Genomic DNA, 14,778 nt, shown 5'->3' on the forward strand with positions numbered 1-14,778 from the left:
TTTGATTCGGGAAGCGCGGACTTTGAATAAAAAGCGGGGCTGAAACCAGCAGAAATGCTACTGCCATTGGTTTTCAAAAAGAAGAGAGAAAAGCTTTTTATATACATGTGTGAGGTACAATCTATTGACAATCAAAATCTAACAAATATTTTCTTGTAAAAATATTTTGGTTGTCTAAAATAAATCGAACAAAAAAACGTAGCTTTGCGAAAAATTTAGAAGGCATTTATGCAAAAAATTAGAAATATTGCTATCATAGCACACGTAGATCATGGTAAAACAACCACCGTTGATAAAATTCTACACGCATGCTCTATTTTTCGTGATAACGAAGTGAGTGGCGATTTAATATTAGACAGTAACGATTTAGAACGTGAGCGAGGCATTACAATTGTTTCTAAGAACGTGTCGGTAATGTATAAAGATATTAAAATCAACATTATAGATACTCCTGGTCACGCAGATTTTGGCGGCGAGGTAGAGCGTGTGTTGAAAATGGCCGATGGCGTATTATTGCTTTGTGATGCGTTTGAAGGTGCAATGCCACAAACTCGTTTCGTTACTCAGAAAGCTTTGGCCTTAGGCTTAAAGCCAATTGTAGTGGTAAACAAGGTTGATAAGGAAAACTGTCGCCCAGAAGAGGTTTACGAGCAGATTTTCGAGCTTTTCTTCAATTTAGAAGCTACAGAAGACCAATTGGATTTTCCTGTAATTTATGGTTCTTCTAAAAATGGTTGGATGAGCACAGATTACAACAAACCAACCGATAATATTTTCCCTTTATTAGATGCCATAGTAGAATTTATTCCGCCTGCGCCGATAAACGAGGGTACTTTACAAATGCAAATTACCTCTTTAGATTATTCTTCTTTTGTGGGTCGTATTGCTATTGGCCGTGTTCATCGCGGTAGCATTAAAGAAAACCAGGCTATAACGTTAATTAAGCGTGATGGTAAAATGGTAAAATCTCGTGTTAAGGAACTTTACACGTTTGAAGGGCTTGGAAAAATCCGCGCCAAAGAAGTGAAATCTGGCGATATTTGTGCGGTAGTTGGAATTGATGGATTTGACATCGGCGATACCATTTCTGATTTTGATGCACCAGAACAATTGCCGGTTATTAGCATAGATGAGCCTACCATGAATATGTTGTTTACCATTAACAACTCGCCATTTTTTGGTAAAGAGGGTAAGTTGGTAACTTCTCAGCGTATTAGAGATCGTTTAATGAAGGAAATGGAGAAAAACTTGGCCTTAAAAGTGGTTGAAACAGAATCTCCAGATGCTTGGTTGGTTTACGGTCGTGGTATTCTGCATTTATCTGTGTTGATCGAGACCATGCGTCGCGAGGGATATGAAATGCAGGTTGGACAGCCACAGGTTATTATTAAAACAATTGACGGTAAAAAACACGAGCCAGTTGAGACTTTGATTGTAGATGTACCCGGAGAAGTTTCTGGCAAGGTGATAGAATTGGTAACGCAGCGTAAAGGCGAGCTGCTAATTATGGAACCAAAAGGCGATTTGCAACATTTGGAATTTGAGATTCCCGCTCGCGGAATTATCGGTTTACGTAACAACGTGTTAACCGCTACCGCTGGTGAGGCAATTATGGCACACCGTTTTAAGAGTTACGAACCGTGGAAGGGAACTATTCCTGGTCGTTTAAATGGTGTATTGGTTTCTATGGAAAAAGGAATGACCACCGCTTATTCATTAGATAAGCTGCAAGATAGAGGTCGTTTCTTTGTAGATCCAGGTGCAGATGTGTACGAAGGCCAGATCATGGGCGAGCACATTCGCGATAACGATTTGGTGGTTAATGTAATAAAAGGAAAACCATTGACCAATATGCGTGCTTCTGGAACTGACGATAACACCCGTATTGCACCAGCCATTAAATTTTCTTTAGAGGAAGCAATGGAATACATTCAAGGTGATGAGTATATAGAGGTTACGCCTGCAAGTATGCGTTTGCGTAAAATCTATTTAACCGAGCAAGAGCGTAAAGTTAAAGGCAAGCAGTTTGCTTAATCCTTAGCTCTTTTCGCTTCCGCGGATAAACATATATGGCCTTTCCGAGCAATCGGGGAGGCTTTTTTTGTTGATTGACTTTTTTGGACTAGGCCAGATTATGGCACTTAGTTGCGCGTAGCCTAGAGATTGCTTCGTTGCTCACAACGAACTCCCAGACAGGTATTAGACATTAGATTAAAGGTATTCGCTAAGCTATATTTTTCGGCACTCGCTATAGCCAACCCGGTGGGGTCGGCCTAGCAACAGTTTGGAGGAAAAAACGCCAGAAACCGGCGTGCAGAAATTTTCAAACCGCACTGTCCAAAAAGAATTTGCAGCCTGTGGTAGGGGAATGAGCGATTGGGAAGGCCTCAAATTATTGTCAAAATCGGTTTGGCGAGTTTTTACCCAAAGAGTTGCCAGCCTTGAATTTTGGTTCTTTTTTTCAAGAAAAAGAACAAAGCCCGTCTGGCGAGGACAGCGTTAGACAGAGCGGGGGTTCGATTTTGCTAAGATGGAAGTGTTAAAATTTTAAGAACTCAATCATCTATTAATTAACGACTTAAATAAAAACGTCAGTAGTAGCTTCCCGAATGGTCGGGAAAAGTAGTCGAAGGATAACTATTTTGTAGGTTCTTGATTATTGAGAGGTCTTCGACAAGCTCAGACTTACAGTAATTTAGCTTAATTTTATGATATTGCCCTCCGACTCGGAGAATGTGAGGAAAATGGCTGATATACAATTAATTATCAATTATTTAAGATAAGTTTGTCGTTGTAAGGAAGAACGAAAGCCTGCCCCCGACTTCTCGGGAAAGCAATCTCCTTGTGTTTAGTACTTAAGTTACATTTAACAATCTAACTTAAGATTACATTTGATTTATCAATTAATCTTCTTCAACCACAAACATTTCTGATGCAATGTGATCTGCAAACAATTTTCCGCTTTGCGTTAAATAGATGGTTTCTCCTTTTTGCAGTAGCCAACCGTTTGCCAAAAATTTTGGCAATTGCTTTTTGGTTGCTAATAAAAAGGTTTCTCCAAAATCTTGTTTTACCTTATCAAGACTTAACCCCCACATAGTACGGAGCGATGTCATAACGTATTCATTAAAGCGATTTTTTATACTCAGTATTTCAACTTGCTCTGGTAAAATGTCCTTTTCTAACTTTTGTAAATAAACGGCGTTGTTTGCAGGGTTCATGGTGCGGTTCGCTCCATCAAAGCCATGTGCAGATGGTCCGATGCCAATAAACGGAACACCACGCCAATAATTTGTATTGTGCACAGCGTAATTGCCTGGTTTTGCAAAATTAGAAATCTCGTACTGCTCGAAACCGTTTGCCGAGAGTTTCTCCATGAGGGTAATAAACTGATCGGCACTTTGTTTATCGCTGATGGGGGGTTGCTTTTTTGTTTTAATGGCATAAGCCAAAGCCGTTCTCGGCTCTACGGTTAGCGCATAAGCAGAAATGTGCGGAATTTGTAAATCAAGCGCTTTATCTAAATTACTCTCCAATTTTAAGTCTGTTAAGAGCGGGAAACCATAAATAAGATCTATTGTTAAATTTTCAAATCCATTATCCTGTGCCAGTTGTACGCAGGTTTCTGCCTCATTGGCGTTGTGTGCTCGGTTCATCCAAACCAAATCCTCATTAAAAAAAGACTGAATGCCAATGCTGAACCTATTTATTGGGAAACGCTTAAATAGCTTAATTTTCTCCTGAGTTAAGTCGTCTGGGTTTGCTTCAAAAGTAACCTCGGCTTGTCGGTCAACGGTATAATTTTTAAAAATCGTATCAAAAATTTTGCCGAGGCTTTCTTCGCTTAAGATAGATGGTGTTCCACCACCAAAATAAATGCTCGCCACATTTCCCTTAATTCTTTCTTTTTTTAAAACAAGCTCAGTGCAAATGGCCTCAACCATTATACTTTCTTGCTGCAAAGACGTTGTAAAATAAAAATCGCAATAATGGCAAGCTTTTTTACAGAAGGGAATGTGGATGTAGATGCCTGACACTCGATAAAAATTTATTAAGGTTGTTCAAAAATTATCTTCTCAAACTCGTCCAAGGAGACAATATTTAGCTTCGGAAAATCTATTGATTTTAAAGGATTGAAATGGTTGTCGTTGGTAACCAGGTAGTCCGCACTTCCAGCAATAGTCAAATCTACAAAATTATTATCGTCGGGATCTTGTTCAACCAATTGCCACTTAAAAAACGGCTCTGTAAAATTTACATTTGGCGCAACACTTAATATAGAATACACTAATATTGCTGTGTTTTCAGAATAAATGTCTGTAAGTTTTTCAATATACTTAGTTAGAATTTCGTTACTAATCAACCATTCAAATCGTTCGTCTTTAAAAGCGAGGTATAGCCAATAATAGCTGCTTTTTGGCGCAATAGAAGCTAGCAAGCAATTTGTATCAATTACAACTCGCACTAGCTACTGGCATTCAGTAAATTATCCAGATGTTCTTTAGTGTAACCTTTATCCTCGATAACCTTTGTAATTTCCTTCTCTAAAGATCCTGAAAAATGATTAATCAATAGCCTTTTGAGTGCTAAAACTTCAGTTTCGGGCATAGGTCTATCAAATAACCTCAATAAACTAATTTGCAGAGGATTTAATTCGGTATGCTGATTTAGGGTATGTGCCATAACTAAACGCTATTTACGCAAAAATACAAAAAATTTAATTTTATTTAACCATGTCTTTTTTAGCTTGCCTTTTAGAGCCTTCAAATTTGATTGAAATTGACTGGAGCCCGTCTTCCCTTTTCCATAGGTTAACGATAAAAGTGGGGATGATTCGATTTTCCATATCGGATGTTTTATTATTGGTGACCTTACCTTACTTCAAATGCTCCATACCCTGCGCCAATTAAGCCATTCATGTTACTGCCTTGTGCGGTGATGGTAAAAACTCCCGTCCTGTCTGATGTGAAAAAAAAGAGGGTAGCCTCGCCGATGGCATTGGTCACCACATTTGGTGCCCAGTAGAGCGTAGAACGGAAATCGTTTTTTGTGCCGGTGGCTGCACTCTTGTATCGCGGCTTATAAAATTCTCTGCTCCACGAAGGTATTGTGGGTCTGTAGGTATAGAAGCCATCTTTAAGGTTAATCAATGGGCCTCTACCAGAAATTGTTGTAATTTCTATGTACGCATAGTCAATATCGTCTACCGGGCTGATAAATGTCAACTGTTCAAAAGACGAGGATATTTTCGCATTATAAATATTGTTGTACCTATTGCTGTACATCACTTCCATGCCTTTGATGTCCTCCGCACTGAACTGTTCAATAATTCCCTTCAAAAACATGAGTCGTTCGAACGGCCTCTCTACGAGGTCGCTTGGCTGAAAATAGTCTTCGGCATCTATGCCATCGAAAACAAGTTTTACCCGGTGGACTTTTATCATGTAGCTGCTTTTCTGCACGTTGAGGTTTTTATCAGTCAGGGTGGGAGGCATTCCATTTGTGATGCCGGATCGACTTGCTCTCAAAGGAAACATACCCTCATGAAAACCGGTGATTCTTTCTCTCAAAAGTTCCATAAGTGATGTTTTTTTAGCCTTGAGGAGTTCTTTTTCATCGATAACCTGATCGGCATTGCCAGGCCCGTTGAGGTTTTTCGAACCTTTTATACTTCTCTTTGCCACGATGAGCACATCTTTCAGGGTATTCTTGCCGCCCATCACTTCCTCTTCTTTGTTTTTTATCTCCACATTGTTTTTTAGTGCCCGAACCAACGAGCTGTCGAGTGTTTTATTTTTCATTGGTAGAGTGGCTGCCCTTAGAACCGACACCGGCACTGGTTCATCGTCTGGCATTATAAAGTTTACGGTCTTGGTATCGCCATTCTTTTTTAGCGCCTGAAGGATAAAGTTGGCGGTATCCAGGCGGGGCAGGTCCCTGAAAACGAAGTCGCCCTGCTGGCCGGTCACGGTGTCCAGAACAAAAAATGGCTGCTTGGAGAACAGCCTGACCCTTGTGTCGGGCAATCCCTTGTTCAAAAAATTGGTGATCTTGCCGCCCAGGGTAAACTCCCGCTGGGCCGGGTACTGGATCGGCGGCAATTTGAAATCGTTCCACTTGTAATCCGCCCATCCCTGTGTCAACAGCAGGCAATTCAGCGCAGCATGGTTCTCTGGTTTGGGAACAAGGTAATAGGCGGGGTCCTCTATCTGTCCCCGAAGGTCGCCGCTGAGCAATAAGGAGGTCAGGATATTGTTGCTGGAATCTGCGGGCGCAAGTCCGTTATCGGTTACGGCGACAGAAAAACTGCCCTCCACGGGATTTCCCGCCTTGTCGGTCACCTTCAAGCGTAGGGATACGCTGTCGCGGGTGTGGAGGTCACCTGTAGAAGTGGTCAGGTCTATTTTTAGTCCATCGTGGTGGTCCACGAACGTAACGCGCTCATTTATCGGTTTCAGGTTTTCGTCGAAAAGTGTTATACGCACCAGCCCGCTGGGGAACTTGCTTTTGGGCATATCTGCGATGACCTCCCGATCTTTGAAGGTCAAGATTGCGCCATAACAGAGCGCCCCCCTCGATTGTGCGACCAGGTAATACGGCGATTTGTTGTTAACGTGAGGAGCTGCGTTGATCTTTACCTTTATCTCGCCACTTTCGAGGTCGTTGATCACGCGTAGCGTTACGCCCGATGGAAGCGCATGGGGAAGGTTATATTTTTTGGAGGTGGGCAGCGAAGTGATGACAGCATAATAATCTTCGCCCGGCACGGGGGTCAGGTCAAAAACCCCCATGCCGGCGTGGAAGGAGTCAAACTTTGCCACCTCTTGTTTTTTGCTGTTGTAGACAATGCCCGATATAGGCATAGCGTTGCCATCTGCGGCCATTGCCTTGAAGCCGATGGTGGCCGCCAGCCCATCGACCAAGTGCCCGCCTTCTGGCATAAATTGCAGGTCTATGTCGTTATCTGTATTTTGTTGGTCTCTTTTCGCCTTTTCGGAGGCAATTGTCTGGTTCCTGGTTGAACCCACGGAATTACCAACTTTCGATGTCCCGGCCAAACGGTCGAAGAAAAGGCTTTTGCTAAAAAAAGAGGAGGTTCCCCAGTTGCGCATCCAGTTGGTGTAGGACCTCAGGGTAAGGTATCCCGTTTTTAGCCCATCGCCATCTAAGGCCATCGACCCGTTAAAAAGCCCGTCGCTGGTCTCCAGCACCATTCGTTTTGCCACCTTGTTGTCCTTGCCGATAAGCTCGACGTAAACTACCCCGCTTTTTTTGGATGCGCTGAGATATTTCGCACCGAACAGATAGCCCTTGAACCAAAGAGTATCGCCTTGGCTGTAAAATTCCCTGTCGGTCTGGAGGAAGAGTTTCTCCGCAGGCAACTTTTTGGCCAAGGTGTCCATAAAGGTATTGATAAACGATATCTTGTTCTCCTCTTGTGCACGCCCCTTGGAAACGAGGCCTGTCAACATGAGGAAAACCACAATCGTACTTTTCAAAGCGGTATTGATGTTAATTGGTCTGGTCATAGAAGGAGCGTTTAAATTTATCGCAGGTTTTATCTCAATCAGAAAGAAAATATTTTAGATGTAAGATCTGATATATTTTGAGCAATTGTCTGTATGTGGTTTATTTAAATAATTTTATCCGTATTACTCATCATCTTACCTTACTTCAAATGCTCCATACCCCGCGCCAATCAGACCATTCATGTTGCTGCCCTGTGCGGCGATGGTAAAAGTGCCATTCCTGTCTGATGTGAAAAAAAAGACGGTAGCTTCGCCACTGGCATTGGTCACCACATTTGGCGTCCAGTAAAGCGTAGAACGGAAATCGTTTTTTATGCCCGTGTCTTTGCTTTTGTACTTTGGTTTATAAAATTCTTTGCTCGAGGGTGGCACTATAGGCCGATAGGTATAGAAGCCATCTTTAAGATTGACCAATGGCCCTTTACCAGATATTGTGGTAATCTCAATATAGGCAAAATCCCGATCGTCTACAGGACTTAGAAATGTCAGTTGTTCGTGAGAGGAGAGTATTTTCGCATTATAGATATTGTTGTACCTGCTGCTGTACATCACCTCCATGCCTTTGATGTCCTCCGCGCTGAACTGTTCAATAATTCCCTTCAGAAATATGAGCCGTTGAAAAGACCCCCCAGAAAGGCTAGGCCTGAAATAGTCTTCCGCATCGATGCCATCGAAAACGAATCTTACACGATGGCTTTTAATCATGTAGCTGCTTTGCCTTTCAAATAGGCCTGCCCTTAACGGAAACATACCCTCATGAAATCCTATTATCCTTTCTCTCAACAGTTCCATAAGCGGAGTTTTTTTAGCCTTGAGGAGTTCTTTTTCATCGATGACCTGGTCGGCGTTGCCAGGCCCGTTGAGGTTCTTGGATCCCTTTATGCTTCTTTTAGCTGTGATGAGCACATCTTTCAGGGTATTCTTGCCGCCCATCACTTCCTCTTCTTTGTTTTTTATCTCCACATTGTTTTTTAGTGCCCGAACCAACGAGCTGTCGAGTGTTTTATTTTTCATTGGTAGAGTGGCTGCCCTTAGAACCGACACCGGCACTGGTTCATCGTCTGGCATTATAAAGTTTACGGTCTTGGTATCGCCATTCTTTTTTAGCGCCTGAAGGATAAAGTTGGCGGTATCCAGGCGGGGCAGGTCCCTGAAAACGAAGTCGCCCTGCTGGTCGGTCACGGTGTCCAGAACAAAAAATGGCTGCTTGGAGAACAGCCTGACCCTTGTGCCGGGCAATCCCTTGTTCAAAAAATTGGTGATTTTGCCGCCCAGGGTAAACTCCCGCTGGGCCGGGTACTGGATCGGCGGCAATTTGAAATCGTTCCACTTGTAATCCGCCCATCCCTGTGTCAACAGCAGGCAATTCAGCGCTGCATGGTTCTCTGGTTTGGGAACAAGGTAATAGGCGGGGTCTTCGATCTGTCCCCGAAGGTCGCCGCTGAGCAATAAGGAGGTCAGGATGTTGTTGCTGGTATCTGCGGGCGCAAGTCCGTTATCGGTTACGGCGACAGAAAAACTGCCCTCCACGGGATTTCCCGCCTTATCGGTCACCTTCAAGCGCAGGGATACGCTGTCGCGGGTGTGGAGGTCACCTGTAGAAGTGGTCAGGTCTATTTTTAGGCCATCGTGATGGTCCACGAACGTAACGCGCTCATTTATCGGTTTCAGGTTTTCGTCGAACAGGGTTATCCGCACCAGCCCGCTGGGGAACTTGCTTTTGGGCATATCTGCGATGACCTCCCGATCTTTGAAGGTCAAGATTGCGCCATAACAGAGCGCCCCCCTCGATTGTGCGACCAGGTAATACGGCGATTTGTTGTTGACGTGAGGAGATGCGTTGATCTTTACCTTTATCTCGCCACTTTCGAGGTCGTTGATCACGCGTAGCGTTACGCCCGATGGAAGCGCATGGGGAAGATTATATTTTTTGGAGGTGGCTAGCGAAGTGATGACAGCATAATAATCTTCGCCCGCCACGGGGTTCAGGTCAAAAAACCCCATGCCGGCATGGGCGGAGTTAAACTTTGCCACCTCTTGTTTTTTGCTGTTGTAGACAATGCCCGATATAGGCATAGCGTTGCCATCTGCGGCCATTGCCTTGAAGCCGATGTTGGCCGCCAGCCCATCGACCAAGTGCCCACCTTCTGGCATAAATTGCAGGTCTATGTCGTTATTTGTATTTTGTTGGTCTCTTTTCGCCTTTTCGGAGGCAATTGTCTGGTTCCTGGTTGAACCCACGGAATTACCAATTTTCGATGTTCCGACCAAACGGTCGAAGAAAAGGCTTTTGCTAAAAAAAGAGGAGGTTCCCCAGTTGCGCATCCAGTTGGTATAGCACCTTAGGATAAAGTATCCCGTTTTTAGCCCATCGCCATCTAAGGCCATCGACCCGTTAAAAAGCCCGTTGCTGGTCTCCAGTACCATTCGTTTTGCCACTTTGTTGTCCTTGCCGATAAGCTCGACGTAAACTACCCCGCTTTTTTTGGATGCGGTGAGATATTTCGCACCGAACAGATAGCCCTTGAACCAAAGTGTATCGCCTTGGCTGTAAAATCCCCTGTCGGTCTGGAGGAACAGTTTCTCCGCAGGCAACTTTTTGGCCAAGGTGTCCATAAAGGTGTTGATAAAGGATATCTTGTTCTCCTCTTGTGCCCGCCCCTTGGAAACGAGGCCTGTCAACATGAGGAAAACCACAATCGTACTTTTCAAAGCGGTATTGATGTTCATTGGTCTGGTCATAGAAGGAGCGTTTAAAGGTGATTTTCATGCTCCCAAAAAATCCCGGTAATTTGTTTGCATCTGTGGGTTTAATATTTTAAGACATTATTTGTTAAATAACCTCAGTAGGTTGATTTACAGAGGGGTTTGTGCGGCATATAAGTTTAACGTAACCACCATAGCCGAATACTGTATTAACAAAAATGCAAATTTTATTCTCAAATATCTCTTTTAATTTCTTTTATCAGGTATGATTTTGCATGCTTTATTTTCATCCCGCTTGAACGAAAAAAGAAGCCAGATTAAAGAAGGCAGCACATATTTTGTTAACTTCGAATCTTACAACTATCATCGGATGTCTTTGCGCCAAATAGATCATCAACAGCAATCAACATGAAAATTAAGCTAACTTTTATCTTTTTACAACTTATTTTAGCGCCTTCTATTTTTGCGCAAAGCAAAACAGGTGGAGAAAATCTCTACGTTGCAAATCGCGCGCCTTTAAGAACAAATCCATACATAGAGTTGCCTCTGGGTGCAATTAAGCCCGAAGGTTGGTTGAAAGAAATGCTTATTCGCCAAAAGAACGGGGCAACAGGTAACTTAGATACGCTGTATTCAGCGGTGATGAACAATAGAAATGGTTGGTTGGGAGGCGACGGCGACCAATGGGAGCGTGGGCCATATTGGATTGATGGTCTTTTGCCGCTTGCGTATATTCTAAACGATAAAGCACTTATCGCAAAAGTTAAACCTTGGGTAGAATGGAGCATAAAGAGCCAAACCGCAGATGGTTATTTTGGTCCATCAAAGGATTACCCGAATGAGGCCGGCGTACAAAGAGATAATAGCCGAGATTGGTGGCCCAAAATGGTTATGCTAAAAGTATTGAAACAATATTATTCGGCAACCGGAGATAAGAGGGTGATTAAGTTAATGACCAATTATTTTAAGTATCAACTCAAAGAACTTCCAAGTAAACCATTAGATCACTGGACTTTTTGGGCTAAATACCGTGGCGGTGATAATTTGATGGTTGTCTATTGGCTTTACAACATTACGGGAGATAAATTTTTGTTGGATCTTGGTGATTTGCTTTATAAGCAAACGTTTGATTATACAGATGCCTTTTTGTACACAGACCTTTTGTCTACAGTTGGCAGCATTCATTGCGTAAATCTTGCCCAGGGAATTAAGACCCCAGCAATTTACTATCAACGCCACGCAGAAAAAAAATACCTAAACTCGCTAGATAAAGGTTATGATGATTTGCGGAAATACGATGGTATGGCTCATGGTCTTTTTGGTGGCGATGAAGCGCTACATGGCAACAACCCAACCCAAGGTTCCGAGTTATGCAGTGCTGTAGAAATGATGTTCAGCTTAGAAAATACGTTAGAAATTACGGGCGAAGTACCATACGCAGACAGGTTGGAGAAGATAGCCTTTAATGCGCTGCCCGCTCAAACAAGTGATGATTATCTTAATCACCAATATTTTCAGCAGGCAAACCAGGTAATGGCAACCCGGCAACTCAGAAATTTTGATCAGAACCACGGCGGCACTGATGTAACCTACGGCTTACTTACAGGCTATCCTTGCTGCACCTCTAACATGCACCAGGGCTGGCCTAAATTTACGCAGAATTTATGGTATGCAACTGCCGATAGAGGAATAGCGGCATTGGTTTATTCGCCTAGCCGAGTTCGAGCCAAAGTTGCTAACGGAACGGAAGTAAACATTAATGAGGAGACAAATTACCCATTTAGCGAAACCATTAAATTTTCGATGGAAATGGGGAAGGGGAAATCTGCGCAATTCCCATTTCATTTACGCATTCCGGGCTGGTGTAAAAAAGCTACAATTAAAATAAATGGGCTAGATTTTCGAGAGGTGGATGGGAACCAGATCACAAAGATAGAACGGGTATGGAAATCGGGCGATGTGGTTGAACTGGCATTGCCAATGCATATCTTTAAAAATACTTGGTATGAAAATACGATGTCGATTGAAAGAGGACCGATTACCTATGCCTTGAAAATTAAGGAGGATACACAAAAAGTGAAAAACACCTTAGACCCCAAACACTATGGAGGCTATTATTATGAGGTTAAACCAGGCAGTCCTTGGAATTATGGCTTGTTTGATATGTCTGAGAAGAAACTGAACGAGGACTTTAAGGTAGAGAAGTTAGGAAAGGTTTCAAATTTTCCATGGAACCTTGCCAACGCGCCGTTGCAGATTACAACCAAAGCAAAACGGATCCCAACATGGCAGTTGTATAATGGAATGACGGGCCCTGTTCCATTTAGCAACATCAACGATATTGCTCCGGGCGAAGAAGAAGAGGTAACTTTAGTGCCTTATGGCACTACCAAATTAAGAATTTCAGAATTTCCGGTAGTTGGCAGAAAATAGATGGAAGAAAACATTTAGCCCCAAAAAAAATTTGCATCGTTACGAGGTTTTTTACTGAAGTAATCTCATCCTGCCAATGGGATAGATTGCTTACGATCTCGTAGTGATGACTTTTTTCAGAAGGAATGAAGTTCTTTAGCTCCCTGTTTTTCTGCCCTCAATAGGAGTATTGTAGCCAGCTGCCATCTTCGTTATATCGATACCATTTATCATTTGCAAAATAATAGTTGTCTTTGTATAAAATAATTGTTGGCAAATTAGTCCCAATATGTATTTTACGTGATTGTTGACTTCTAAAGTCATAGACCGATTGGTCTTTTGCTATGTGTTCATAACTGCTGTAGAAAAATTTACGGTTTTGATCAAATTTTAAAGAATATTGTTTGTTTATATTTTTTTCTATATCTCCAGAAGCAAGTTTTCGATCGCCATGAATGTTGACACTCATTTTGTAATTGTTTACATTATTCCCCATCAATTTTAATTGGTATTGGTAAATACAGTTAACATAGTGGTCTTCGCTTCCAATCAACATTCCTATATAAGATTGCACGAGCATTGAAACCTTAATTTTATTATTGCTGATAGACAAAATCAAGGTATTTCTTCGGTCTAAATCGAAGCTTGCGCCGCCCCTCAAACCGTATATAACCTGTAAAAATTTTTCATTTAAGGGCGTAACCTTTATAAGTCCTGTACAATCAGAAAAGCGTACTGTATCGCCCAAACACGCCACAGTTAATGTTTTACTAAACAACTTTTGGCTCAAATTAACTTTTACATCTTGGCCTTCAAAAGATGTTATTTGGTAGGTTTGGGAGAATGCTAAATTACATCCCAAAAAGAAAATAGACAAAAATAAAAATGCTTGCTTTCGCATGATGACGTGATTTAAACTCCCAATAAATTTATAATCTCATATTGCTAACCCCAAATTTTTCTCGAAAGCAAATCGAATTTTTCAGATTTATTTATAGCGCATCGGTAAGAAACCCACATTATTACTCAGCTTGGAGATTTGTAGTTATTTCAAATAGCTGAATTACAACTCATCTGGTACAATCATCTTTGCCACGCCAATGCGGTTATCGGCCATGCCATAATACACATCTATTCGCTCTGGTTGTCCTAAATCATCTCTTCTATCGGTACCGGTTGGAAAGACCACGTTTCCAATTGTCCCTATTTTTTCGTCTTCGAGCTCTGGTTCTAATATAGGTTCCTTTGATCTATATAATATCTTCTGCGGATTCTTTACCGAGAGTACCATTGCACCAGCAGAATAACAAAACTTAGGTGTTTCTTGGCAAGAATCTCCAAATTCGCGCACGCCGTGATAAACGAGCAGCCAACCGTGTTTTGTTAAAATAGGAGGGGCGCCAGCTCCGATTTTTACTTTTTCCCAATCTGCTTCGGGCATAGCAAGTAAATGGTGCGAAGTAAATTCGGCGGTTTTTACAGTTTCCCCAGGTTTTAAGTTGCAATAAGAAATCCAAATAGATTGTGTTTCATCGCTCGGTTTTCGTTTTGGATGCTTTACCATTTCATCGGGACTAGTACCAGGAAAAAGTGGACGGTGTAACATGGCCAAAGACCCATGGTTATGTGGGCTCGGGATCAGTATTGGAAATGTGCAGGCATCCTTGTCATCTACATCGTTAAAATCTATATTTTTAAAAGGCAAATATTCAACCAAGCCAATTCTTGTCCACTTCAGCAAGTCGTGAGAGTAAGCAGCTGCTATTCTTGGGCCATCTGGGCCAAAGGCGGTATAAGTCATTACATAACGGCCAAGAATTTCTACAAAGCTAACTCTGGCGTCTTCGCATCCGCCACCGCCGTTGCTTCTTTTCTCGTAGGGTGCCTCGGGTGCTAGGGCAATGCCTAAACGCTCCACGCCTGTTGGCTCGCCATCCTTATCGAATAGCACTTTTGCAATACCAATTCTGGAATAGTTGTTTTTTGCAACCAACCTCGGAAAAAGGTAAAGTTCGCCATCTTGGCCTCTAATTGCTGCCGGATTTAAAACGCCTTCTGCTTCGTTAGCATTTCCCGCTTCGGGTTCCATAATGGTACAAATGCGTTCCAGCTTAAATTTATTCATGAATTT

At 42.4% G+C, this 14,778-nt stretch carries 9 protein-coding genes; 2 read left to right on the forward strand and 7 right to left on the reverse strand.

The window, feature by feature from the left end:
- Positions 1 to 228: 228 nt before the first annotated feature.
- The gene (gene typA / locus ABIB40_RS02910) at positions 229 to 2,034 is read left to right on the forward strand and encodes a translational GTPase TypA (RefSeq protein WP_354355792.1); all 1,806 of its coding nucleotides are present in this window, start codon (positions 229 to 231) and stop codon (positions 2,032 to 2,034) included.
- 869 nt (positions 2,035 to 2,903) lie between these two features.
- Here the strand turns inward: typA and hemW are convergent.
- The 5 genes from hemW to ABIB40_RS02935 all read right to left on the reverse strand — a co-directional run bounded on the left by hemW (position 2,904) and on the right by ABIB40_RS02935 (position 10,259).
- Positions 2,904 to 4,037, reverse strand: a complete 1,134-nt coding sequence (gene hemW / locus ABIB40_RS02915; RefSeq protein ID WP_354355794.1) for a radical SAM family heme chaperone HemW — start codon at positions 4,035 to 4,037, stop codon at positions 2,904 to 2,906.
- Positions 4,038 to 4,051: 14 nt separating this feature from the next.
- The gene (locus tag ABIB40_RS02920) at positions 4,052 to 4,465 is read right to left on the reverse strand and encodes a putative toxin-antitoxin system toxin component, PIN family (RefSeq protein WP_354355796.1); all 414 of its coding nucleotides are present in this window, start codon (positions 4,463 to 4,465) and stop codon (positions 4,052 to 4,054) included.
- Positions 4,465 to 4,683 (reverse strand): DUF8507 family protein, encoded by a 219-nt coding sequence (locus tag ABIB40_RS02925; RefSeq protein ID WP_354355798.1) that lies wholly within the window; start codon positions 4,681 to 4,683, stop codon positions 4,465 to 4,467. Before ABIB40_RS02925 ends, ABIB40_RS02920 begins: the two co-directional genes overlap by 1 nt.
- 188 nt (positions 4,684 to 4,871) lie before the next feature.
- Positions 4,872 to 7,529, reverse strand: a complete 2,658-nt coding sequence (locus ABIB40_RS02930; protein WP_354355800.1) for a hypothetical protein — start codon at positions 7,527 to 7,529, stop codon at positions 4,872 to 4,874.
- A gap of 135 nt (positions 7,530 to 7,664) precedes the next feature.
- Complete coding sequence (locus tag ABIB40_RS02935; RefSeq protein ID WP_354355802.1) at positions 7,665 to 10,259, reverse strand: hypothetical protein; 2,595 nt, start codon at positions 10,257 to 10,259, stop codon at positions 7,665 to 7,667.
- A 384-nt stretch (positions 10,260 to 10,643) separates the two neighbouring features.
- Between ABIB40_RS02935 and ABIB40_RS02940 the strand changes: the two genes are divergently transcribed.
- Complete coding sequence (locus ABIB40_RS02940) at positions 10,644 to 12,668, forward strand: beta-L-arabinofuranosidase domain-containing protein (RefSeq protein WP_354355804.1); 2,025 nt, start codon at positions 10,644 to 10,646, stop codon at positions 12,666 to 12,668.
- A 157-nt stretch (positions 12,669 to 12,825) separates the two neighbouring features.
- On the opposite strand, the gene ABIB40_RS02945 is transcribed toward ABIB40_RS02940, so the two are convergent.
- Together ABIB40_RS02945 and ABIB40_RS02950 are read right to left on the reverse strand one after the other, a co-directional pair.
- Entirely contained in the window at positions 12,826 to 13,548 is a 723-nt protein-coding gene (locus ABIB40_RS02945; RefSeq protein ID WP_354355805.1) for a hypothetical protein, read from the reverse strand.
- Between the two features lie 162 nt (positions 13,549 to 13,710).
- The gene (locus ABIB40_RS02950) at positions 13,711 to 14,772 is read right to left on the reverse strand and encodes a glycoside hydrolase family 130 protein (protein WP_354355806.1); all 1,062 of its coding nucleotides are present in this window, start codon (positions 14,770 to 14,772) and stop codon (positions 13,711 to 13,713) included.
- Positions 14,773 to 14,778 lie beyond the last annotated feature (6 nt).

The sequence above is a fragment of the Pedobacter sp. UYP30 genome, assembly GCF_040547165.1.
Classification (GTDB): domain Bacteria; phylum Bacteroidota; class Bacteroidia; order Sphingobacteriales; family Sphingobacteriaceae; genus Pedobacter.

Excerpts from the sequence above, each read along its gene's own strand:
- ABIB40_RS02930 (WP_354355800.1), bottom strand. The coding sequence starts at position 7,529 with ATGACCAGACCAATTAACATCAATACCGCTTTGAAAAGTACGATTGTG.
- ABIB40_RS02945 (WP_354355805.1), bottom strand. The coding sequence starts at position 13,548 with ATGCGAAAGCAAGCATTTTTATTTTTGTCTATTTTCTTTTTGGGATGT.
- ABIB40_RS02950 (WP_354355806.1), bottom strand. The coding sequence starts at position 14,772 with ATGAATAAATTTAAGCTGGAACGCATTTGTACCATTATGGAACCCGAA.
- typA (WP_354355792.1), top strand. The coding sequence starts at position 229 with ATGCAAAAAATTAGAAATATTGCTATCATAGCACACGTAGATCATGGT.
- ABIB40_RS02925 (WP_354355798.1), bottom strand. The coding sequence starts at position 4,683 with ATGGCACATACCCTAAATCAGCATACCGAATTAAATCCTCTGCAAATT.
- ABIB40_RS02940 (WP_354355804.1), top strand. The coding sequence starts at position 10,644 with ATGAAAATTAAGCTAACTTTTATCTTTTTACAACTTATTTTAGCGCCT.
- ABIB40_RS02935 (WP_354355802.1), bottom strand. The coding sequence starts at position 10,259 with ATGAACATCAATACCGCTTTGAAAAGTACGATTGTGGTTTTCCTCATG.